Genomic DNA, 23281 nt, shown 5'->3' on the forward strand with positions numbered 1-23281 from the left:
CCCCGCCCCGGATCATCTCGGCCAGGGCGCGGCCCCAAGTAGGACGCCGCGTCCTCTTATTGGCAGCGACGTGACGTTATCGCCCGCTAGCGCTTGAGCTGCTCGGTTTTGCTGGCGAGGGCATCGATCTCGCCCTCCATCGAGCCGAGATATTTCTTCTCGGTGGCGAGAATGGCGCGGAACGCCGCGCGCTTGACCGCCGCGATATCGACCGAGGCGACGGCCCGCTCGCTGCGGGCGGCGTCATAGATGATGTCGATCAGGCGCTCGGCGCCATGCAACCGACCCCAGAGATAGTCGTTCTCGCGGTGCGGCCGGCTGAAGAAGCCGCCGAAATGACCGAAGGCGATGCCTTCCAGGACCGTCGCTCCCTCGCCTGACAGGCTGAGGGCGTCCTCGGGACTGATGCGGTCGACCCGCACCTCCTCATGCTCCTCGATGTCGCGCCATTCGGCGATCGGGAAGGTCAGCACGTCCCAGAAGGCGAAGCCGACATAATGGACGATGAGTTCGCGATGAAGCGCCGCCGACCAGTTGCTGCGAACGACGGCGGCCAGCACGCCGTCGATATAGGCATCGATCGCCGGCAGATCGAGCCCTTCGGCCAAGCGCTGCATGACCTGATCGATCGGGAATGATTTCGGCTCCGCGCCCTCGACCATGCCGCGCAAAGACTTCGCCACCGGCAGGCCGTCCACATCGCCGCTCGAGTAGCGCCGCAGTTGGTGGAGCGGCTTGTAGAATTGGCTCTTGAGCCTGTCCAATTGCGCCGAGGTCACGCCGGCGAGGGCGGGCGTGTCGAGCTGGCCGTAGAGTCGGTTGAGGCCGCGGATCAGGAAGGACAAGCGCCGGCGCCGAAAATCGACGTCATAGGCGCCGAGGAACCGGATCCAGCCCGGCCGCTTCTCGCCCGGTTCGTGCCCGACGGACACCGGGATCGCACCGTCCGGCAACCTGGCTCCCTCGCGATCGATCCAATGGGCGAGCGCCGGAGGAACCGTCGGGGCCAGCGGCGAGGTCGCGTCGATGCCGCAGGCGAGCTTCACCTGGCGTCCCAGATTCTCGACCAGCTCGGCCATCTTGAGCCGCGCATAGACCTGATAGGCGTAATGCGCCTCACGTGCGGCGACGCCGTTCGCGGCATCGCGCCATCGCCGGACCGTGTTCTCGAAATCGGCGGTGATCGGTACCTCATTGGTGACGATCGAGACCAATCGCACGATCTCGGGGCGCGCCGCGTCCAGCACATGGCGCATCCGCTTGATGCTCTGGTTGAAGCGGCTCACCCAGGCGAGATCGTCATAGACTGGTTCGTTGCGCGGAATGTCGGAGAGCGCCGCCTTGAGGGTCGCGATGAAACCGGGTTTCTCGCCGCCCGGCGGCGGCGGTGGCGGCTCTGGATCGGGATCGATATAGACGATGCGCCGATCGACATTGCGATAGGCCGGTTTGTTGCGGATCGATTCCACGACCGGCGCGAAGGGTTTGTTGTCGACCACGCTGCCATCGAGGAAGGAGGTGCGGAAGGGCGCCTGGTCGACATTGGCGTAGTCGAAGAAGTTGGTCGCCAGGAACTGCGCCCGCATCGGCCAATCCACGCCGCGCTCCTTCACGAAGGCGTCGAGATCCTTGAGCTGCATCGGCGGAAAGGCGCCCGGGAAGGAGGAGGTCGCGCGCGCGGCGAAGGCCAGCGCCGGCAGATTGTCCTCGCCGAAATCCGAGATCTCGGTGCCGTCGTTCCAGCGCGTGTAGTGGAACCGCAGCAGATGGCTGTGCTCGCGCTCCTGGATGACGGCCGGACTGTTGATCGCGATCGGCCGCGAATAACCGAAGAAGTCGGTCAGGGTGACCGACAGATCGAGCGCATGGCCGACCGGCAGCAGCGAGCTCTTCGCTCCCGCCAGCTCGGGCCTGCGCATCGTCTTCATTGCGTCGAACAGCAGCCCCAGGAAATGCTGGCCGTCGAAGGGCGGCTTGAACCAGCGCGAGCGCAGGAAGATCGAGAGCTTGGTTCGGATCTCGCGGTCCTTGCCCAGTGCGAAGCGCGGCATCCGGTAGGCCACCCACAGGACCGGATGCAGGATGAACTTGCTCCAGGGCCGGGCCAGATGGGACGGCGCCGTCAGCTTGACGACGTCGGCCTCGTCGATCCAGGCGCTCCGCATATGGTCGATCGCCAGGTCGTGGGCGAGCGCGCGCGCGAGGATGATGCCGTTGATGCCGCCGGCCGAGGCGCCGGCAATGCTGTCGACCACCACGCGCAGATCGAGCTTCTCGCCGATCGCCTTGAGCAGCTCGAAATAGACGGCCTCGCTGTCGACCTCGTCGGGGATCTTGCCCTTGAGGTCGTCGAAGCGGGCCTGGTCGCGCTGGCTCCGGTCCGGGTTGGAATGGTAGAGCCGCGAGGCGCGCGCCAGCTTCAGCACCTCCTTGGTGATGCCGTGCATATAGACGGCGAGCGAGATGCCGCCATAGCAGACCAGCGCGAGGCGAAGCTCTTTTTCCTTCAATGGCTCCCCTTGGGGCTCTCCCCGGGGGCCGCCGACAACGCCGACTCGGGAGCCCCCTCAGACTCTATTGGAATCCGAGCAGGACCGATCTGGCAACCGGGAAGGGGAGTGGTTTGTGACGGATTGACGTCGACAGCGAGCGGCCCCCTCCCGCTCGCTTCGCTCGCGACCTCCCCCTCAAGGGGGGAGGTGATAACCAATCTATCCCATCCCCCCTTGAGGGGGAGGGTTAGGGAGGGGGCCGCTCAGACGTTCGAATCCGGCGAAGCCGCCTTGCGCTTCGCGATGAAGGCCAACAGCGCCTCGTCGGTCGCGGGATCGAGCGGCGGGGCTTCGTATTCTCGCAGCATGCGCTTCCACAGTTTGTTGGCGCGCTGGGCGGCGTCCTGGGCGCCTTCGGCCTCCCACTGCTCGTAGCTGTTGTTGTCGGCGATCGAGGAGCGATAGAAGGCGGTCTCGAAATTGGCCTGGGTATGGGCGCAACCGAGGAAATGCGTGCCGGGGCCGACCTCGCGGATCGCGTCCATCGCCTGGCCGTTCTCGGAGAGATCGATGTTCTTGGCCAGCACCTGCATCATGCCGAGCTGGTCGGCATCCATGACGAACTTCTCGTAGCCCGACGCGAGGCCGCCCTCGAGCCAGCCGGCGCCATGGAGCACGAAGTTGGTGCCGCACTGCAGGGTCGGCAGCAGGGTCTGGGCGCTCTCATAGGCCGCCTGGGCATCCGGAACCTTGGAGGCGCAGAGCGAACCGCCGGTGCGGAAGGGGATCCCCAGCCGGCGCGCGAGCTGGGCCGCGGCGATACTGACCAGGGTCGGCTCGGGCGTGCCGAAGGTCGGCGCCCCCGACTGCATCGAGATCGAGCTGGCGAACACGCCGAAGATGACGGGCGCGCCCGGATTGTAGAGCTGGCAGGTGGAGGCGCCGGCCAGCACCTCGGCCAGCACCTGGGCCAGCGTGCCTGCCGCCGTCACCGGGCTCATGGCACCCGCCAGGATGAAGGGGGTGGTGATGCAGGCCTGGTTGGCGCGGGCATAGACCTTCATCGCGCCCAGCATCGTGCCGTCCCACACCATCGGCGAGTTGGCGTTGATGAGCGAGGTGATGACCGTGTTCTTCGCCACGAAATCGGCGCCGAACAGGATGCGCGCCAGTTCGACCGTGTCGGCCGCGCGCTCAGGCGCCGTCACCGAGCCCATGAAGGGCTTGTCGGAGAATTTGATGTGGCTGTAGACCATGTCGAGGTGACGCTTGTTCACCGGCAGGTCCACCGGCTCGCAGACCGTCCCGCCCGAATGATGGATGGCGGGCGACATGTAGGCGAGCTTCACGAAATTGCGGAAATCCTCGATCGTGGCATAACGGCGGCCGTCGTCGAGCGAACGGATGAAGGGCGGGCCATAGACCGGCGCGAACACCGTGGCGTCGCCGCCGATCCGCACGTTGCGGTCGGGATTGCGCGCATACTGGATATATTCGCGCGGCGCCGTCTTCTGGATGATCGTGCGGCAGAGCCCCCGCGGGAAGCGGATGCGCGTGCCTTTCACGTCGGCGCCGGCCTGCTGCCACAGCTTGAGGGCCTCGGGCTCGTCGCGGAACTCGATGCCGGTTTCCTGCAGGATCGTGTCGGCGTTGCGCTCGATGATCGAGAGCCCCTCCTCGTCCAGCACCGTCACCAGGGGAATCTTGCGGACGATGTAGGGGAGCTGCTCGATCTTGTGCTGGGTGCGCGCCGCGCGCCGGGCCTCGGCGCCGCCGCGCGACCGCCGTCGTTCACCCGTACCCGCCGTCTGCTCTTCAACGCCCGACATGGAGCCGCTCCTTGGTCGAAAGGCGAAAATCCGGCAGGACCGGTCCCGAGGGAGGGACTCCAGCGCCGGAAAACCGCAAATTACCGGGCTATTTCCGCCTTCGGGGCCCCGGGGGTCTTGCGGGCCAGCGACGAAGGCTGGCGCAATCGCGCCAGACGGGTCAAAGGCCCTGTTCTGCTTATGGGCGGGTGATGACGGCGGGCCACGCCCTTCTCACCGGGTTATGAACGAGCCCCGCCCGCGGCGGCGTTGACCCGGCGCGCGGCCGGGTGCCATCCTGATCGCCGGTTGGCTGAAGGCGGCGCGTTTCGAGTCCTATCACCGATCCGACGCGCTGCCGGTGGTACGGGGCGATCCTTTGCGGGATCCGGGCCCCTTCTATGGGCCCCGCTTCGCCGCCCTGGGATCGCTCTCCTGGCCTGGTCACAGCCACGAGGGAGGGCCGCCCGCATGACCGTCGCCGTCCGCCATCGCATCCTGTTCGTCATCGCCCTGATCGCGGTCGCCATGATGACCCTGGCGAACCGCGCCGCCGCCTCGCCCCAGATCCTGGGCATCGTCGCCAGCAACGGGCAGGCCACGCCGTTGATCTGCGACCATGGCCGCAGCTGCCGCGCCCGCTTCTCCGCCTTCTGCCTGCAGCAGGACCGGCCGGCACCGTCGCAAGGCACGGCCTACCGGCTGGCCGACGCGCAGTCGCTCATCCTGGTCGTCACCCATCCCGACGGGCATGTCGAGCGGCGGCCGATCGGCGATGTCGTGCAGTTCCAAAGCCGCTTCGGCTTCACCTCGGTCGATGTCGTGCTGCCGCCCTCGCTGGGAAGCTCGCGCGGCGTCGCGAGCCTGGCACTCGAGATCGGGCCGGCCGCGACCTTGCTGCCGATCGAGGCCGTGGACGATTCCGATCCGCAGACCGCGGGCGAGATCGCCGTCGCCACCGGGCCCTTGCGCGCGGCGGCCGCGCGGCTGTTCGACCAGCCCAGCCCCGCCGCCGACGCGGCCCGCCTCACGACGGAAGCCATCAACGCTTTGCCGCCGGTGCATAGCGAATCCCGCCTCGGCCTCGAGCAACTCTGGGCCGACACCATCGCCACCGGGAAAGCCGCCGGCGCCAGCGACGAGGGCATCGCCCAGGCCAATGACATGTGGCAGAGCTGCGAGCTCGCGGTGGCCTCGCGGATGCGGCTCTCGATGCGCGAATGCATGGAAATGCGCCATACCGAGCTGATGGCACGCACCAACCGCCAATTCTGGGACGAAACCGGCGGGTCGTAGGCCCGCGCGACAAGCGGGCCGGCATCGCCTTCACGAAATGAGAGGAAGCCATCCATGAACCGCATCATTGCCCTGGCCGGCGCCATGCTGATCACCGGCCTCGCCGCGGGCTCGGCCCACGCCAACCCGCAAGTCCTCGGCATCGTCGCCAGCCTCGAGCCGCAGCCCATGACCTGCGACGCGGGCGGCTGCCGCGTCGAGCTCACCTCCTTCTGCCTGGAGCAGGAGCGACATAATCCGCTTCCCGGTCAGGTCTATCTGCCGATGCAGAACGCCGACATCCGCCTCGTCGGCACCCGCGCCGATGGCAGCTCGGTGACCCTGCCCGCGGCCCCCTATCTCAACTTCACCACGGCGCGCGGTTTCACCGCCCTCCAGGCAAGCATCGACCCGGCGACCTTCGAGAAGCTCGGCCTCACCAGCGCCGCGATCGTAGTGGGACAGCGGGTGTCGCTGATCCCGCAGGACGAGGCGGCCGATCCGCAACCGCATGTCGCCGAGGAGATCGCGCTCGCAACCGGCCCCAATCGCCTCACCGCGGAACAGTTCTATGACGACCACAGCGCCAACTCGGATGCGCTGCGCCTCAGCAACGCCATGATCAATGCGCTGCCGCAGGGTTATCACCGCGAGGACAGCGACGGGCGCATCTGGAACGCGCCGCAGGTGGTTTCGCTCTCGACCAAGGTCGATCCCGCGGGCCTCGCCGAGACGGCGAAGATGCATGCCGACTGCCAGATGAAGGTCGACGTCACGCACCATGTCGACAGCATGCGCGCCTGCATGCAGGAATCGCACGACCTGCTGTCGCTGCGGCAGAACATCGATTTGTGGGAGGCGATCGGCGGGAGCTGACCGGCGGCAAACTGACAAGCCTTAGGGTTGCCGCCTGAGTTTTGCGACGATATTCTTCAAGGTTCAGCCGTAAGACAGCATGAGTTGTTCTCCTGGCTGGACGCCCGCTTGTAACGGGCTTCCGAACTCAGTCATGGAGGACTGCAGAGTCATGCCGGTTCAACGCGACAATCTCAATTGGCTACAGAGCTGGTACGCCATGCAGTGCAATGGTGTCTGGGAGCACAGTTGGGGGATTAAAATCGACAACATCGATAACCCCGGATGGGCGATCGATATCGACATAAGGGACACGAAGCTCGAAGGCGAGAGGCTCATCGCCACCGATGTCAATCGATCAGAGGACGATTGGTACCACGTCGTCTGCAACGGCCAAAAGTTCCATGGTGTTGGTGGCGCCCAGAACCTTGGTGATATTCTGCAGGCCTTCAAAGAGTTCGTTGAAGGTCATTAGATGAGCGAGAGCGCGGTGAAGATCCTCGAAGGCGGCTGTCTCTGCGGCGCGGTGCGGTATCGCGTCGAGGGGGCGCCGATTTGGTCGGCGCATTGCCATTGCAAGGACTGCCGGCATGCGAGCGGGGCGCCGTTCGCGACCTATGCGGGGTTTGCGCCGGGAAAACTGCGCTGGACCAAGGGCAAACCGAAGACCTTCAACTCCTCGCCCGGCGTCGCCCGCAGCTTCTGCGCCACCTGCGGCTCGCCTCTCGCCTATGAGGGCGAGCGCTGGCCCGACGAGATTCATATCCATGTCGGCACGCTCGACCGTCCCGAGGCGATCCAGCCCCAGGCCCATGTCTATACGGTCCACCAGATCCCCTGGCTGAAGCTGGCTGACGGGCTGCCCAGGATTCCGATGCCGTCCAGCGAGGCGCAGAAGACATAGTCCAGCGAGGCGCAGAAGACATAGTCCCGCAGCGGCCCGCCCGGCAAACGACGTTCCTGCGGCATGAAGCGCCTGCCCGACGACATCGCGGCCACCATAAATCAGAGCTGCGATTCTGACGCCAGGCTCGGATCGAGGTCGATCGCCTTCTGGATGTCAGCCCTGGCACGATCGTCCTGCCCCATACGGTGATAGATCCGTCCCCGCTCCAGATAGGCATTCACATTCTCGGCGTCGAGCTCGATCGCCCGGTTCAAGTCGACCAATCCGCGGCCATGATTTCCGGACAGCGAATAGGCGATGCCGCGATTGATATAGGCTGGCACCAGCGCAGGGTCGGCGTCGATCGCGCGATCATAGTCGGCGATCGCCGCGTCATATCTTTCGGTCCGCGCATAGAGGTTGCCGCGATTGACATAGGCGTCCGCGTAGCCCGGATCTAGCCGGAGCGCCTCCTCGTAATCGGCCGGCGCCCGCGCATCGTCGCCCGTACGACCCACGGCAACACCTCGGTTGAAATAGGTCGATGCATCGCGTTCCCCGAGACGGATGGCCTCGTCCAGATCCGCAATGGCCTTGTAGGAGCGGCCCATGCCCAGGAAGAGGAGGCCCCGGCTGGTGAAGTTCTTGCCGTCCGTGGGATCCAGCAGGATCGCTTCGTCATAGTCGGCCAGCGCCTTCTGCGCCTTGCCCCAGCCGGCAAAGGCGTCGCCGCGCTTGCGATAGGCGACCGACAGGTCGGGATAGAGATCGATCGCCCGCGTCAGATCCTCGACCGCCCGATCGTAGCGGCCTTGCTTGGCGAGGGCATCGCCGCGATAGAGATAGATGTTGCCATAGCCGGGATCGAGCTGCAGGGCACGATCGAAATCGGCCATCGCAAGATCGAACTCGCCCTTGTCCCCATAGGCGAGCCCGCGGCTGCCATAGGCATGGGCCTGGGTCGGGTCGAGGCGGATCGCCTCGTCGAAGTCGCTCAGAGCTTTATCATAGTCGCCGCCGTCCGCCAGAAGGAGACCGCGACGCAGATGGATGACGGGATCATCGGGCGCGAGCCCGACCGCGTGGTCGAGATCCGCGAGCGCGCCGGCCCGGTTGCCGGCGTCTGAATAGGCACTTGCGCGCGCCACCAGGACTTCCGTCAGCGTCGTATTGTCGAGCGCGTCCGCCTGGATGAGGCGCGTGCAGGCCGCAAGCTGCGTCTCCGGCCGGCGCCCGCCCTCGCGGCAGAGGTCGAGATCGGAAGCATGGACTACCGTCGACAAAGTCATGAAACAGAAGGCCAGCCCGATGATGCGGACCACAGGCGCTGATGACAGCATCGAAGGTCTCCTTCGCGCCATGGTAGCGCAGGCACCGATCCGCTCACAATTCGAAGCGGCAGGGCGCGATCCTCGACAGCCGGCCTGTGGCCCGCTTCCGCCACCCATGATAAAATCCCCTTCTTTCTCGGGCGATGGAGCAAGGCCCATGCGAAACCTCGCCTCGATTCCGTTCCTGATGCTGGCGCTGATGTCGGCGTCCCCGGCCCTTGCCGGCGGCGGCGCCAATCAGAAGACCGATCCCTGCCTGCTGGTGACGCCGGCCGAGATCGGCCAGGCGCTGCAGGACAAGGTCGGCAACGGCCAGAACAGCGGCGCCGGCGACTGCAACTATCGCGGCGCCAGCGGCTATGATTCCCAGGTAACGGTCGCCGTCGACGAGAATCCCGGGCGGGCCGAGTTCTTCGCCAGCCAGGCCTCGCAGAGCAACGCCAAGCGTTTCGACATCGCCGACGGCGCCTATGCCTTCGATTCGCCGGCGGGCTTCACCTCGGTCACTCTCCTCAAGGGCCAGACCCTGGTGACGATCACGCTCAGCAAGCCCAACCTCGCGCGGCGGGTCGACGCGACCGTGGCACTGGCGAAACAGGCCGCTGCGCGGCTCGGCACCGAGGCCGCCGCCCATCGCGAGCCGGGCATCGAGGCCCTGGTGGGCGAATGGTACACCGATGCCGGCGATCCCAACCGCGGCACGCGCGAAGTGCGCCGCTGGATCATCAAGAAGAACGGCGACTGGGTCATGACCATGGCCCCCGAGCATTCGGGCTCCCTCACCGCGCAGGACGGGCAGTGGCAGGTCGATTCGCCGCAGGAGCATTTCAGCGGCAACTACAAGGCCAACGGCAAGGACGGCCTCGTCACCCAGGGCGATGTCGCGGCCGAATGGGTCCGGGTGCCCGACGGTGCCAGGCCCGACGGCGTCGATCCGGTCTTCCTCGGCATCTGGAGCGCGATCCCGCTGGTCGGCATGGCCCATGGCGCCATCGATCCGGCCATGGTCGGGCTGTGGCGCGCCGAGCCCGACACCGACGGCGGCCATACGATTCTGGTCTGGCGTATCTCGCCCGATGGCGATTCCGTGCTGACGCCGGTCGTGACCATCGAGGGCAGCCTCGAGGCCGATGCGGGCGATCTCGAGATCTCGCCGGACCATGGCGACGATTTCAGATCGACCTACAAGTTTCAGGGCCCGGACAGCTTTGTGACCACCGATGGCGCAGGCAGCTATCGCTGGCAGCGCAAGGGAACCGGGCTCTGGTAGGACCGGACCTGCGTCGAAAGGGTTAAGCCCGAGGCCTTGGAATGCCCCCGCTGATGCCCATTTACAAGGCGTTTCAAGCCGTTGCGCCAAAGCCGTGGCATGCTTGAAGCCTCCCGGATTTCAGCCTAGCTTGGCCCCCATGTCAGACCTTTTGCAGAGACTCCTCGCAGAGCGCCCTCATCTCTTGGCCGATGGCGCCACGGGCACCAACCTGTTCGACGCCGGCCTCGCCACGGGCGAGGCGCCGGAGATGTGGAACTTCGAGCATCCCGAGAAGATCGAGGCGCTGCATCAGAGCATGGTCGATGCGGGCGCCGACATCATCCTCACCAACACCTTCGGCGGCAGCCGCTATCGCCTCAAGCTGCACAAGGCGCAGGACCGCGTCGAGGAGATCAACCGCCGTGCGGTCGAAATCGCGCGCAAGGTGGCGGATCGCGCCGGCCGGCCCGTGGTGGTCGCGGGCTCGATCGGCCCGACCGGCGAGCTGTTCGAGCCGCTGGGACCGCTGACCCATGCCGAAGGCGTCGCCGCCTTCGCCGAGCAGGCCCGCGCGCTGGCTGCGGCCGGCGCCGACGTGCTCTGGATCGAAACGATGTCCTCGAAGGACGAGGTGCGCGCCGCGGCCGAAGGGGCCGCCAGCACCGGCATGCCCTATGTCTGCACCCTCTCCTTCGACACCAACGGCCGCACCATGATGGGGCTGATGCCGGGCGAGCATGCGCAGCTCTGCCACGAACTCAATCCGCGGCCGATCGGCTATGGCGCCAATTGCGGCGTGGGTGCCGCGGAGCTGATCGCGGCCGTGGTCAACATGTCCGGCTCGGCCGAGGCCGGCGATGTCATCGTCGCCAAGGGCAATTGCGGCATCCCCTATTATCACGAGGGCAAGATCCGCTATGACGGCACGCCCGAGCTGATGGCGGAATATGCGCGCATGGCGCGCGATGCCGGCGCGCGCATCATCGGCGGCTGCTGCGGCACCTCGCCGACGCATCTCAAGGCGATGCGCGAGGCGCTCGATCATTACGTGCCGGGGGCGAAGCCGACGCTCGAGGAGATCGTCGGGCGGCTCGGCCAGATCTCGCTCGGCGCCAACCAGCAGGCGAGCGGCATCCAGGCCCCGAGCAACACCCGCGAAAGCCGCCGCCGCCGCCGCGAGAGCGCGTCGGGCGACGGCGCCTTCTAGGTATCCGCCGTCACCATTTGATTGATTTCAGGAACGCCTCGACCGTGGCGCGGTCGGGCGCGCCGTCGCGCCAGCAATCATAGCCGACGACATAGGCGCCGGCGCCCGCGCCCCCGCCTTGCGTGTAGGTCGCATGGGTGTATTTGAGGAAGCCGACGCAGTCGGTCCGCTTCTTCCAGAGCTGGGCCTGAAACCGAACGAGGTCATAATCCTCGAACTCGTCGTCCTCGACGAAGTCGCTCCGGTCCTCGATTTCCTCGAACTCCTTCAACTGCGATTGGAGCGAGTCCTTGAAGAAATAGCTGGTGCGCCCAGCCTTGCCGGCCTCGATATGCACCACATGGGTGCGGAGGTCCGCCAGGATCACCTCGAAACTGGCGGTGATCCCATCGGCGCGTTCGCCCTGCTCCGACTGGTGCGCGCGATAGCATTCGGCCCAGTCCGCATCGGGTTCCATGCGCAGGGTCAGGGTCATGCGCTTGCAGTCGACTTTCTCCAGCGCGGCCGCCGACGCCCCCGACGCCGGCGCCAGGAGCAGCGCCAGGAGAGCCGCACCAAACAATTTCCGCGTCATGTTTCAACTCCTCCCGGTGGTGCCGCCTCTCGCGCGGCTTTGCCGCCATCCGAAAGACATCTTTGCCCTCTATCTCAATCGTCGATCGCGTCCAGCGTGGCTTCGATCTGGGCGCGGTCGGGCGGACCGTCGCGCCAGCAGTCATAGCCCGCCAGATAGCCCTTGGCCCCGATAGCGCTGCCCGTCTGGCCGATCGCACCGCCCATATATTTCATGAAACCGACACAGCTCATCGGGGTCTCCGAAATCGATGCGCTGAACCGGATGACCTGATAGCGCCGGAACTCCGGTTCCGTCCCCACGACCGTGAATCCTTCGAGTTCCTTCCAATTCCGCAGCTTGCTGCTCACCGGCATCTTGTCGAAATAGGTGTTCTTCCCCGCAACGACAGAGGAGAGACGGGCGACATGCGTTCCCATATCTGCCGTCAGTATCTCGAATTCCGCCGTTGCGCCCTCTGCACCGTCGTCGGGATCGGACCAATGAATGACCTTGCATTCGATCCGATCGATCTTGTCGTGAGGCGAGAACTGCAGATCGAGCCGGCTGCAATCGACCTTCTCCGCAGCGGCCTGGGTGGCGGCGCTCGGCAGCAGCACCGACAGGACGAGCAGAACGGCACTTCCGATTTTCCGCATGAACTTCCCGCTCAATCGTCGATCGCGTCCAGGGTAGCCTCGATCTGGGCACGGTCGGGCGCACCGTTGCGCCAGCAGTCATAGCCCGCCAGGTAGCTGCGCGCGCCGTAGGAGGTACCACCCTGCCCGATCGTGGCGCCCCCATACTTCAGAAAGCCGACGCAATCGGTCTCTGATTTCCAGAGCGAGGCGCGGAAGCGGACGATCTGGTAGCGGTCGTAGCCGGGCTCGGTCGCGACGTCCGTCATGTCTTCGAGCTCGTCATAGGCGCTGAGCTTGCGGCTGACGGGCACCTTGTCGAAATAGGTGTTCCTGCCGGCGACGACCGAGGTGAGATGCACGACATGGGTGCCGATATCGGCGATCAGCGCCTCGGCATCGGCGTTGGCCTCTTCCTCGCCCTTGGAATAGTGATGCGCGTAGCATTCCACCCAGACGGCCTTGTCGGCCGGCGGGAATTTCAGATCCAGACGGCTGCAATCGACCTTGTCCGCAGCCTGGGCCGCGCCGCTGGCGAAGACCAGGGCGGCCGCCATCGGAATGAATCCCCGGATCCCCGGCATGACGCCGCCCCCTCAATCGTCGATGGCGTCCAAGGTGGCTTCGATCTGGCTCCGGTCCGGCGCGCCATTGCGCCAGCAATCGTAGCCGGCGAGATAAGTATGCGCGCCGTAGGTCGATCCGCCCTGCGTGATGGAGCCGCCGCCATATTTGACGAAGCCGATGCAGTCCGCCGGTGCCTTCCAGAGCGTGGCGCGGAAGCGGAGGATCTGGTAGCGCTCGAAGCTCGGCTCGGTCGATCCCGTCACCACATCCTCAAGCTCGTCGTAATCGGAGATCTTGCTGCTGACCGGCTCCTTGTGGAGATAGGTATTCCTGCCCGCGACGACCGAGGTGAGGTGGACGACATGCGTGCCGATATCGGCGATCAACGTCTCCACCTCGGCGTTGGCTTCTTCCGCGCCCTCCGAATAGTGATAGACGTAGCATTCGGACCAATCGGCCTTGTCGGCCGGCGGAAACTCCAGGCTGAGCCGGCTGCAATCGACCTTCTCCGACGCTGCATGGCCGGCCGAGGAGCCAAGCAGCACCATCGACGCCAGCAAGCCGGCGCACCATCCCCCGCGCATCGCTCCCCCCGCAATATTGTCGCAGGACAAGAATAACCGAGGCCGGCCGATAAGGCGATAGGAATGAATGGATTTGCTCGCTAAGCGAGCAACGCGTCCAATTCCGCAATGGAATCCAGCACGCGGTCGGCGTGATCCGCCAGAACCTCGCGCGGACTGACGCCGGTGAGAACGCCGATCGCCAGACCGGCACCGGCCGCGCGTGCCATATGCATGTCATGTGGCGTGTCGCCGACGACCGCGATGTCCCCTGCCGGAATCTCGATCGCCCGGCAAAACGCGTGGACCATGCCGGGGCCGGGCTTGTGGCCGTGGCCCGAATCGTAACCGCAGGAAAAATCGACGAGCCCCACCAGCTCGAACGTCTCGATCGCGGCGCGCGCCGCGGCGTGGCTGTCCATGGTGGCGACGCCGATCTTGAGGCCCTTGGCCTTCAGCCGGCCGAACAGCGCCGCCAGATCGGTAACCGGCGTCGGCCGCATCTCCATGCTCTTGGCGAAGTTCGCATCGAAGCGGCGGGTGAGCCGCGCCACGGTCCAGTCGCCGCCGGCGACCCGCGCCCAGATCTCGGCGATCTCGGCGTTGGTGCCCGCGGCCAGGGACGAGTGGGGGTCGAGCCTTTTCGTGGCGGCGTCATAGCCGCTCTCGACCAGGAGCTTCAGCGCCAGCGCCTTGTCGCCACCCGCGACCTCGTTCGCGGTGTCGAGATAGAGCGGCATCCAGGTGGCGTTGAAGTCGAACAGCGTGCCGTCCTTGTCGAACAGCACCGCGCGCACCGGCGGGAGAAGGGTCACGTCACTCCCACCATGGCGACCGGATCGGAACGGCCGAGATCGGTTTGCTTCAGCATCCCGCGATAGAGCTCCTGCTCGCCCACGACGCCGACCAGCTCGCCCTCGGGGCCCAACAACACCAGCGGCCGCAAGGTCACCTGACGCACCATCACGGCGGCGCGCATGGGCGTCCGGGCGTTGCCCGTCACCATCACATCGCCGGCCATCCGGGCCAAGTCGAGGTCGGTACTGTAGGGCACGAATCTTCCGGGAGCGCCCGCCACCTTGAGCTCGGCCGGACGGCCCGCGACATCGAGTCGGACGACGCAGCGTCCGGCCCGATCGAGCTGGACGATAGAAGGATCAGACGGGTCGCGCTTGAGCTCGCTCAGCGGCCGCATAAGGGTCCCCCCCTTCAGGACCGTCAGCGGATTCATCGAAGCCACGAACTGGCGCACATAGTCGTTGACCGGATTGAGGATGATGTCCTCCGGCACGCCGAACTGTACTACCTTTCCGGCCTCCATGATGGCGATGCGGCTGCCGATCTTGAGCGCTTCGTCCAGATCGTGGCTCACGAACACGATGGTCTTGCGCAAGCTCCGCTGCAGCTCGATGAGTTCGTCCTGGAGATGCTCGCGGATCAGCGGATCGAGAGCAGAGAACGGCTCGTCCATCAGAAGGACGTCGGCCTCGGTCGCGAAGGCACGCGCCAGGCCGACGCGTTGCTGCATGCCGCCCGAAAGCTCGTGCGGAAACTTGTCGGCGAACTTGTCGAGCCGAACCAGCTTGATCTTCTCGTCCACGATCCGGTCGCGCTCGGCCTTCTCGAGCCCCCGAATGTCGAGGCCGAACCCGACATTGTCGCGCACTGTGAGCCAGGGCATCAGCGCAAACTGCTGGAACACCATAGAGATGCGGTTGCGGCGCATCTGGCGCAGCTTGTTCTCGTCGCAGCTCGTAACGTCGATCTCGCCTTGTCCGTCATGCACCCAGATGTGCCCCCGCGAGACACGGTTGAGACCATTGATGCAACGCAGGAGCGACGATTTCCCAGAGCCCGAGAGCCCCATCAGCACCAGAATCTCGCCCTCGTTCACGAAGACAGAGGCGTCGTGCACGGCGACCAGGCTGCCGGTCCGGTCGAGGATGGCGTCGCGCCCCTCGCCCTGATCCAGCATCGTCAGGGCATCAGGAGCGCGCTCGCCGAAGATCACGTCGACATGCTCGAAGCGGACGGCGCTGGCGCCGGAGAGAGTCGAATTTTTCTCAGTCATGGATTCAGGCCTTCGGAAGTTTGAGCGAACCGCGACGCTGTGGACGCTTCAAGATGCGGTCGAGCGCGATCGCCAGCACAACGATGCAAAGTCCTGCGACTACACCCCGTGCCACGTCTGCCTGGGCGAGCGCCCGAATCACCGGAACACCGAGCCCGTCGGCGCCGACGAGGGCGGCGATCACTACCATCGACAGCGACAGCATGATCGTCTGAGTGACGCCAGCCATGATTGTGGGCAGCGCCGCCGGCAGCTTCACGCGCGTCAGCAACTGCCAGCGGGTGCAACCGAAACTCTCACCCGCCTCGATCAGCGGTTTCTGCACTTGGCTGATGCCGAGATAGGTCATGCGGATCGGCGCCGGGGCCACGAAGATCACCGTAGCGATCATCCCCGGCACCATGCCCAACCCGAAGAAGACCAGCGTCGGCACCAGATAAACGAAGGTTGGAATTGTCTGCATCATGTCGAGAATCGGCGACAAGAACTGGTAGAAGAGCGGCCGGCGCGCGCAGAAAATTCCCATCGGCACGCCGATGGCGAGTGATACGAAGCTCGAATAGATCACCAGAACCAGGGTCTCGACCGTGTCCGGCCAAAGCTGCTGGTTGAGGATGAAAAGGAGGCCCACCACGACAAAGGCGGTGATCGCCCAGCTTCGTTGCAGCCAGTGCGCGATCCCCGCGATGATGGCGATCAGGACGACCGCCGGAACCTGCTGCAGCAACTCGGCCGTGCCCTCGATCGGATATTTGAGGCCGTTGGTGATGCCATCGAAGAGCCACTCGAAATTGCCGGTGAGCCAGTCCACTGCTGCCTTGGCCCAAAGGCCGATAGGGACCGGTGCACTGCCGATCCACTCGTCGATGCCGGCGATCCATTGCCAGAACTGATCCATGAGCCCGTCTCCCAGAGAACACCCGGCCTTTTTCTCGTCCACGGCGGATCGGCCGCAGCGGCCGGGGTTGGCCATTTGTCGATTTATATCATCTTCGCAAGGCTTGGCGCCTCGTCATGAAAAAAGCGGCGGCGTCCGGCCTGTGAAGGCCGAAAGCCGCCGCTGCCTTTTGCAGGGTGGGAGACTTAGAGCCCCAGGCTCTTCTTCACCGCCGCCAAGCCGTCCTTGCCATCGGCCGTCGTCACGCCGGCGAGCCACTTGTCGAGCGTACCCGGGTTGGCCTTGAGCCAAGCCGCCGCCGCCGTCTCGCCATCCTTGCCCTTGCCGATCTCATCCATGATCGAGGATTCCATCGGCAGGTCGAACTCGAGATTGGCGAGCAGCTTACCGACATTCGGACAGTCGGCGCTGTAGCCGGCGCGCGTCAGGGTCTGCACCTGGGCGTCGCCAAAGCCGTCGGCCTCGAAGCCGCTCAGATATTTGAGTGGCATCTTGCCCATGATCGGATGGGGCGCCCAGCCCAGGAACACGATCCAATCCTTGTTCTTCATGGCCTTCTCGGCCTGGACCAGCATGCCCTGCTCGGAGGACTCGACCAGCTTCCAGCCCTTCAGGTTGTTCTCCGGCTTGTCGATCTCGGTCTGCACGATCTTGTTGCCGTCGTTGCCGGGCTCGATCCCGTAGAACTTGTGATCGAACTTGTCGGCATGCGTGCTCAGATCCTTGATGTCCTTGACGCCGGCGTCATAGACATAGTCCGGCACCACCGGCCCATAACCTGCGCCCGGCAGATTGGTGCGGATCATTTCGATGGTCTTGGCATCGATATAGGGTTTCACGTTCGGCGCGTTCGACGGCATCCAATTGTCGAGAAAGATATCGAGATCCTTGTTCTTCAGGCTCTCGAGAATGACCGGCAGCGCCAGGCCTTCCTTGTCGTCATATTTGTAGCCGAGTCCCTTGAGCACGGTCCGGAACAGCCCGTTCTGGGCGAAATTGTCGGTCCAGCCGACATTGGCCAGACGCACCGTCTTGCAAGCGGCAGGCTCGGCCGCCTGGGCCTGCCCGGCCAGTGTCAACCCGAGCGCAACCGCGCCCAGCAGCAGAAATTTACGCATCGCCATGGAAGTCCGCCTCCTGTTGCCTGAGATCGCCGATGCTGTTGGATCGCCATCGGACGGCCCAGTGCTGTTGCCCTCGGAGCCCCTGTCGGAGTCCCCGGGGGGTGGATGAACCCGATCGATCATAACCCTGCAGCCTGGGCCTTTGGGTTGACCGAACGGTCCATTCCAGGAAGCTAGCAAGCCTCCCGGCCAGCGAAATCCCCTATCCGCGTCATGGATTTGCGTCGGAGCGGCAGGTTTCGATCAAGCTTGCAGGAGTGTCCCAGCACAATCGCAAGCGAGAGGGTTGGCGGCAACGGGCCGGCGGCCGGCGCTCAGAGCGTCACGCCGAGCCGGCGGGCCTGCTTGGCGCTGAGCGCCTGGAAGACGCGGTCCGACAGCATCGCCATCAGGGCGATCGAGCCGCCGGCGATCACGCCCATGCCGAAATTCGCCGAGGTCATCGAGCCGAACACCATCTGCCCCAGATCGCGCGTGCCGACCAGGGCTGCGATCACCAGCATGGTGATGCCCAGCATGATGGTCTGGTTGAGGCCCAGCATGATCTGCGGCAGCGCGATCGGAAGGCGCACCTGCCAGAGGATCTGGCGCTCGGTGCAGCCGATCATATGCGCCGCCTCGATCACATGGCCGGGCACGCTGCGCAGGCCATGCTCGGTATAGCGGACGGCCGGCACGATCGCATAGGACATGATCGCGAGCAGCGCCGAGAAATCGCCGATCTTGAACAGCATGATGATCGGGATGAGATAGACAAACTGCGGCATGGTCTGAAGCGTGTCGTTGATCGGCCGCAGCACCGCGGAGACGCGGTCGTTGGAGGCGGCCCAGATGCCGAGCGCCGTCCCGATCATGAAGGAGAGCGCGACGCTGCCGATCATCAGATAGATGCTCCACATCGCCGGCAGCCAGGCGCCGCCGAGCAACATGAAGCCCATCGAGAAGAAGGCGAAGACGCCGAGCCGCCAGCCGCCGGCACCCACGGAGAGCGCGATGACGACCGCCATGAAGGCCGGCCAGGGCGTGCCGCTGGTGCCGTAGTAATAGAGGCCGCCCATGATCACGACCGGCACCAGCCCGCGCCAGCCCCATTGCCGCCAGGCAAGCGCGCCGATCGCCGCCAGGATCGCGACAAAGACCGCGGCCACGGTCGGGGACATGTCGAAGCCCCAATAGTTCGCCCGGACCGAATTCACCAGTCCGATGCGCAGCGGCAGCATGTAGAAGAACAGCGCGGCGTTCTTGATGGCGTCGAGCGCGCCGCCGAGATTGACCACGATCCAGTCGACCATCTCGTTGAGCGGCTTGGCCGGGCGGATGACCCAGCCCTCGGGCCAGTCGTTGAAGGCCGGGATGACGAGCTGCAGCAGCAGGCTCGCGACCAGGGCGGCCAGCGCGAAGGTGATATAGGGATGGCGGCGCCAGATCGGCCCCTCAACGGGCAATTTGGTCTCGCCGGCACGCCGGCTGAAGCCATGGCCGATGCGGTCGAGCATCATCGCCAGCAGCGCGATGACGATGCCGGCCAGCAGGCTCTGCCCGAATTCCGCCTTGCGCAGGGTCGAGATCACTTCCCAGCCGATATCGGCGAAGCCGCCGATGGTGGCCGCGATGATGACCATGCTCAAAGCCGCCATGATGCATTGATTGAGGCCCAGCATGATGCCCGGCATGGCGGCCGGCACCTGCACCCACCAGGTGAGCTGGCGGTTGCTGCAGCCGGCCATCTGCCCCGCCTCGGTGATGTTGGGCGCCACATTGGCGACGCTGATCATCACGTTTCGCACCATCGGCGGAACGGCGAAGATGACGCTCGCCACCAGACCCACCACCGGCCCATAGCCGAGGAACAGGATGAGCGGGGTCAGGTAGGAGAAGGTCGGGACAGTCTGCATCACGTCGAGAACCGGCTCGAGCACGCGCCGCACCCGCGCCGAATGGGCGCCCCAGAGGCCGAGGAAGAGGCCGGCCACGGCCGAAAGCGGCACGGCGATGCCGACCAGCGCCAGCGTCACCATGCTCTCGTCCCAATAGCCGGTGACCACCATGTAGAGCAACGACAGGGCCGTGAACCAGGCGAGCCGACGCCCGCCGGCGGCATGCGCCATGGCGGTCGCGCTGAGCACGACCGCGGGCCAGGGCAGCCAATGGAGCAGGCCGCGCAGCCACAGCATCGGGAACTCGAGCAGCCAGGAAAGGGCGCGAAAGATGAACTTGAACCAGTCGACGACGGCGCGCATGCCGTCATTCAGCACGGTGTCGATCGGCGGCACCCACTCCTTAGGATAGGCCACCAGCCAGGGGAACTGGCTGCGGAGCAGGAAGCAGACGAGACAGAAGACGAAGACGCCCGCCCAGACCAGCGCCCACCCGTCGATGCGCTTCGCCGCCGCGGCAGGCAGGCCGCCGGTGCCAGCGACAGCCGTCATCGCGGGGCCGCCCCCTCCGCCAGGGCCGCGAGCACGCCCTGGGCCGTGATATGGCCGCAGACGGCGCCGCTCTCGTCGGTGCAGGCCAGGGCCTCGACCGAGCTTTCGAAGCGCGGGATCACCATCTCCAGCGAAAGATGCATCGGCACGCTGCCGCCGATCACGATCTTCGATTCCATCGGCAGCATGACATCGCGCGCAGTGATGACCTTGACCCGCGGCACATCGCGGGTGAACTCGGCGACATAGGCGTCGGCCGGATGCGTCACCACCTCCGACGGTGTGCCGATCTGCACCACCGCGCCATCCTTCATGATGGCGATCCGGTCACCCAGACGCAGGGCTTCGAGGAAGTCGTGGGTGATGAAGACGATGGTCTTGTGCAGCAGCTTCTGCAGCCGCAGGAACTCGTCCTGCATCTGGCGCCGGATCAGAGGATCGAGCGCCGAGAAGGGCTCGTCGAGGAACCAGAGCTCCGGCTCGACCGCGAGGCTGCGGGCGATCCCGACGCGCTGCTGCTGGCCGCCGGAGAGCTGACTGGGATAGCTGCGCTCGCGGCCCTTGAGGCCCACCAGCTCCAGCATTTCGCCCGCGCGCTGCAGCCGGGCCTGGGGCGTCATGCCCTGGACCTTCAGCGGAAAGGCGACATTGTCGATCACGCTCAGATGCGGCATGAGCCCGAAATTCTGGAACACCATACCCATCTTGTGGCGCCGGATATCGGTCAGCTGCTCGCGCGAGGCCTTGAGCAGGTCGGCGCCGTTGAAGACCACTTCGCCCGCGGTCGGCTCCACCAGCCGCGAGAGGCAGCGCACGATGGTCGATTTGCCGGAGCCCGAGAGCCCCATGATGATGAAGATCTCGCCCTGATGGACATCGAAGGAGGCGTCGCCGACGGCGACCACATGGCCGCTCTCGCGGATCTTGCGGGCCTGGGCCGCAGCGTCGGCGACCTTCCCGTCACGGCCGGGAAAGAAACCATCCGCATTCGCGCCATAGACCTTCCACAGGTTACGGCAGGAAAGTTTCACCTCACGCGCCATGCTCACGGGCTTCCGGCTCTAAGGAAAAACAAGAGGCCGGACCCTCGGGGTCCGGCCTCTCCGGCGTCCGTCGCGATCAGCTGCCGGCCATCGCCGCATCCATCTGCGGCTTCCACTTGGCTTCGTTCTGATCGACCCATGCCTTGACCACCGTCTCGAGATCCTGGCCCTCCGCGTCGATTTTGTGGATCAGCGGGATCTGGTCGTCGGCCGAGAAGGTGAAGGACTTGAGGAATTTATAGGCCGCGGGCCATTTGTCCTTCATGCCCGACCAAGCCACCTTGAAGGTGATCGGAATGTCGACAAAGCAGTCGCCGGTCACGTCCGGGTTGGGACCCGCCTTGGGATCGTTCATGCAGGCGTCGCTGTAGGGCGGCAGATCGACCTTGTGCAGATCCATCTCGGCGAAGATCCAGTGCGGGGTCCAGAACATCACGACGATCGGCTCTTTCTTCGCGTAGGCCGCCTTCAACTCCGCCACCATCGCGCCCTCGCTGCCACCCGGCACCGACTGGTAGGGCAGCTTCAACGCCTTGATGATGTCGACGTTGCGGGCACCCCAATCGAGCGGATAGTCGAGCAACCGGCCTTCGGGGAAGGTCTCGGGCGTCGAGAACAGCTCGGCGCATTTCGCGAAAGCATGCCAATCCGGCAGGCCGGGGCATTTCTCCTCGACATAGGTCGGGTAATACCAGCCCTCGCCGGCCACCAGGCCGAGCTTGCCGAGATCCTCGACCTTGCCGGTTGCGCTGGCGGCCTTGTAGGCATCGCCGACATTGTTCGACCAGATTTCGAGGCTGGCGGTGACGGTGCCGTCCTGAATGGCTTCGAACTGCGGCAGATAGCCGGCGACCGTGTATTCGACGTTGTAGCCCATCCGCTTCAGCACTTCGCCAGCCACGTAGGTCGTGATGTGCTGCCCGGTCCATTCATTGATGGCGAGCTTGATGGTGTCCTTGCTCTCAGGGACAGCGGCGTGCGCCGGAGCGCCCGCCATCAGGCCGGCCATGAGCGCGGCCGCGCCCAGAATCCGGGTCGTAAACCTGCGATACATCTTCGGTATGCCTCCCAGCGTCTTGCCGTGATTGTGTTGGTTTTTGGTGCTTGCGGGCGCCACCGTCGAGGGTAACGCCACCGGCCGGAACTCGGCGGAACCAGCCTCGGGACTCTATACGCGGAGCCAGACCGCCCGCAAGCAAGCCCATGGCAAATCAATGGCTTTTTTCATGTCCAGCGGCCATCGACGGGGATCGCCCGCGATCTTGACCCTTCGGCCAGCATCGATGGCTCCGGCCCCGTCTGTCCGCACTTTCAGCCCGGCCGGGAGGGTCGATTCAACGCCCAATCCACCGGTGCAAGCAACCTCACGCCGAGGCTGTTTGAATGACTTTTCCGTCAGGCCCCGGCATCAGGGTGTCGATCAGTCCCGCACCGATGATCAGCGTGCCGCCCACCATTTCGCGCCAGCCGAAAGGTTCATCGGTGAGGAATGCCGCGGTGGCGGCGCCCACCAGCGCCTCGCCCATCAGAAGAATGCCGACCCGGCCGGGATCGAGCCGCTTCGTGCCCCACATCAGGAGAAGCTGTGTCGGCACCCAGAGCAGCGGACCCAGCAGAATCAACCAGGGCAGGAATCGCGCGAAATCGTCGAGACGCGGCAGGTTCTCGAACAGCGTCTCCGGCATGACGGCGAGCGGCACCAGGACCGAGGCGAGCAGCCCGACCACGAAGAATGACAACGATGACTCGTATGGCGCGATGTCGCCGCGCTTGCGGATCACCACCAGCGAGAAGGCCCAGAGGATGCCGGACGCCAGCGCCATCCAATCGCCCAGCCGGCTCGGGATCGGCAGCCAACCTTTGGCACCGAGCACGATCGCGAGCCCGCCGAAGCCCAGCAGGATGGTGACGATCCGGACCGGCGTGATGGGCTGGCCCAGGAACAGGCGCGCCAGCAGCGTGCTCCAGATCGGCGTCAGATAGAACAGCAGCATGGCGTGGATGACGTCGGTCGTGAGGATGGCATTGTTGTAGAGGACGAAGGCGGCGCCTCCGAACAGCCCCATCAGGAACAGGGGACCGATGGCCTTCCAGCGGCGCCAGCGCCGGAGCGCCAGCGGCAGCATGACGAGGGTCGCGGCCACCTCCCCGCCGATGGTGGCCCAGGGGCCGACGAGGCCTGTGCTTTCCAGATGGCGCAACGGAATCCAGAGCGCCCCCCAGACGCAGCCGGCGACGGTCACGGCCAGCGCGGCCAGAAGCGATTCGCGCGTCGGTCCCATCCGGCTC

At 65.4% G+C, this 23281-nt stretch carries 21 protein-coding genes; 6 read left to right on the forward strand and 15 right to left on the reverse strand.

Annotation, left to right across the window (positions count from 1 at the left end):
* Positions 1-86: 86 nt before the first annotated feature.
* Together FRZ44_RS15755 and FRZ44_RS15760 are read right to left on the reverse strand one after the other, a co-directional pair.
* Positions 87-2510 (reverse strand): patatin-like protein, encoded by a 2424-nt coding sequence (locus FRZ44_RS15755; protein ID WP_151178084.1) that lies wholly within the window; start codon positions 2508-2510, stop codon positions 87-89.
* 245 nt (positions 2511-2755) lie between these two features.
* Positions 2756-4321 (reverse strand): trimethylamine methyltransferase family protein, encoded by a 1566-nt coding sequence (locus tag FRZ44_RS15760; protein ID WP_151178085.1) that lies wholly within the window; start codon positions 4319-4321, stop codon positions 2756-2758.
* A gap of 450 nt (positions 4322-4771) precedes the next feature.
* Between FRZ44_RS15760 and FRZ44_RS15765 the strand changes: the two genes are divergently transcribed.
* The 4 genes from FRZ44_RS15765 to FRZ44_RS15780 all read left to right on the forward strand — a co-directional run bounded on the left by FRZ44_RS15765 (position 4772) and on the right by FRZ44_RS15780 (position 7334).
* A complete protein-coding gene (locus FRZ44_RS15765; protein ID WP_151178086.1) occupies positions 4772-5596 on the forward strand; it encodes a hypothetical protein in 825 nt (274 codons plus the stop codon).
* Between the two features lie 54 nt (positions 5597-5650).
* Positions 5651-6451, forward strand: a complete 801-nt coding sequence (locus FRZ44_RS15770) for a hypothetical protein (protein ID WP_151178087.1) — start codon at positions 5651-5653, stop codon at positions 6449-6451.
* A gap of 151 nt (positions 6452-6602) precedes the next feature.
* Complete coding sequence (locus tag FRZ44_RS15775) at positions 6603-6905, forward strand: immunity 53 family protein (RefSeq protein ID WP_151178088.1); 303 nt, start codon at positions 6603-6605, stop codon at positions 6903-6905.
* Positions 6906-7334, forward strand: a complete 429-nt coding sequence (locus FRZ44_RS15780) for a GFA family protein (protein WP_151178089.1) — start codon at positions 6906-6908, stop codon at positions 7332-7334.
* 101 nt (positions 7335-7435) lie between these two features.
* Here the strand turns inward: FRZ44_RS15780 and FRZ44_RS15785 are convergent, their stop codons facing one another.
* Complete coding sequence (locus tag FRZ44_RS15785) at positions 7436-8656, reverse strand: tetratricopeptide repeat protein (RefSeq protein ID WP_191908121.1); 1221 nt, start codon at positions 8654-8656, stop codon at positions 7436-7438.
* Positions 8657-8804: 148 nt separating this feature from the next.
* Between FRZ44_RS15785 and FRZ44_RS15790 the strand changes: the two genes are divergently transcribed.
* On the forward strand, positions 8805-9917 hold the full coding sequence (locus FRZ44_RS15790) for a hypothetical protein (RefSeq protein WP_151178091.1): 1113 nt from the start codon (positions 8805-8807) through the stop codon (positions 9915-9917).
* A 139-nt stretch (positions 9918-10056) separates the two neighbouring features.
* Complete coding sequence (gene bmt / locus FRZ44_RS15795; RefSeq protein WP_191908122.1) at positions 10057-11106, forward strand: betaine--homocysteine S-methyltransferase; 1050 nt, start codon at positions 10057-10059, stop codon at positions 11104-11106.
* Positions 11107-11116: 10 nt separating this feature from the next.
* Here the strand turns inward: bmt and FRZ44_RS15800 are convergent, their stop codons facing one another.
* The 12 genes from FRZ44_RS15800 to FRZ44_RS15855 all read right to left on the reverse strand — a co-directional run bounded on the left by FRZ44_RS15800 (position 11117) and on the right by FRZ44_RS15855 (position 23274).
* Positions 11117-11680, reverse strand: coding sequence for a hypothetical protein (locus FRZ44_RS15800; RefSeq protein WP_151178093.1), 564 nt, complete (start codon positions 11678-11680; stop codon positions 11117-11119).
* A gap of 74 nt (positions 11681-11754) precedes the next feature.
* Positions 11755-12318, reverse strand: a complete 564-nt coding sequence (locus FRZ44_RS15805) for a hypothetical protein (RefSeq protein WP_151178094.1) — start codon at positions 12316-12318, stop codon at positions 11755-11757.
* A gap of 11 nt (positions 12319-12329) precedes the next feature.
* Positions 12330-12854, reverse strand: coding sequence for a hypothetical protein (locus FRZ44_RS15810; RefSeq protein WP_151178095.1), 525 nt, complete (start codon positions 12852-12854; stop codon positions 12330-12332).
* Positions 12855-12893: 39 nt separating this feature from the next.
* On the reverse strand, positions 12894-13448 hold the full coding sequence (locus FRZ44_RS15815; RefSeq protein WP_151178096.1) for a hypothetical protein: 555 nt from the start codon (positions 13446-13448) through the stop codon (positions 12894-12896).
* An 80-nt stretch (positions 13449-13528) separates the two neighbouring features.
* Positions 13529-14242, reverse strand: a complete 714-nt coding sequence (locus FRZ44_RS15820; protein WP_151178097.1) for an HAD family hydrolase — start codon at positions 14240-14242, stop codon at positions 13529-13531.
* The gene (gene choV / locus FRZ44_RS15825; protein ID WP_151178098.1) at positions 14239-15498 is read right to left on the reverse strand and encodes a choline ABC transporter ATP-binding protein; all 1260 of its coding nucleotides are present in this window, start codon (positions 15496-15498) and stop codon (positions 14239-14241) included. The genes FRZ44_RS15820 and choV overlap by 4 nt, the downstream gene beginning before the upstream one ends.
* A 4-nt stretch (positions 15499-15502) precedes the next feature.
* Positions 15503-16396, reverse strand: coding sequence for a choline ABC transporter permease subunit (choW, locus tag FRZ44_RS15830; RefSeq protein ID WP_151178099.1), 894 nt, complete (start codon positions 16394-16396; stop codon positions 15503-15505).
* Positions 16397-16581: 185 nt separating this feature from the next.
* A complete protein-coding gene (gene choX / locus FRZ44_RS15835; RefSeq protein ID WP_225308287.1) occupies positions 16582-17520 on the reverse strand; it encodes a choline ABC transporter substrate-binding protein in 939 nt (312 codons plus the stop codon).
* A gap of 314 nt (positions 17521-17834) precedes the next feature.
* Positions 17835-19949: an ABC transporter permease gene (locus FRZ44_RS15840; RefSeq protein WP_151178100.1), complete on the reverse strand. Its 2115-nt coding sequence runs from the start codon at positions 19947-19949 to the stop codon at positions 17835-17837.
* Positions 19946-20992: a quaternary amine ABC transporter ATP-binding protein gene (locus FRZ44_RS15845; protein WP_151178101.1), complete on the reverse strand. Its 1047-nt coding sequence runs from the start codon at positions 20990-20992 to the stop codon at positions 19946-19948. Before FRZ44_RS15845 ends, FRZ44_RS15840 begins: the two co-directional genes overlap by 4 nt.
* Positions 20993-21068: 76 nt before the next feature.
* The gene (locus tag FRZ44_RS15850; protein WP_151178102.1) at positions 21069-22046 is read right to left on the reverse strand and encodes an ABC transporter substrate-binding protein; all 978 of its coding nucleotides are present in this window, start codon (positions 22044-22046) and stop codon (positions 21069-21071) included.
* Between the two features lie 310 nt (positions 22047-22356).
* The gene (locus FRZ44_RS15855) at positions 22357-23274 is read right to left on the reverse strand and encodes a DMT family transporter (protein ID WP_191908123.1); all 918 of its coding nucleotides are present in this window, start codon (positions 23272-23274) and stop codon (positions 22357-22359) included.
* Positions 23275-23281 lie beyond the last annotated feature (7 nt).

Origin of the sequence: Hypericibacter terrae (assembly GCF_008728855.1) — a bacterium.
GTDB lineage: Bacteria > Pseudomonadota > Alphaproteobacteria > Dongiales > Dongiaceae > Hypericibacter > Hypericibacter terrae.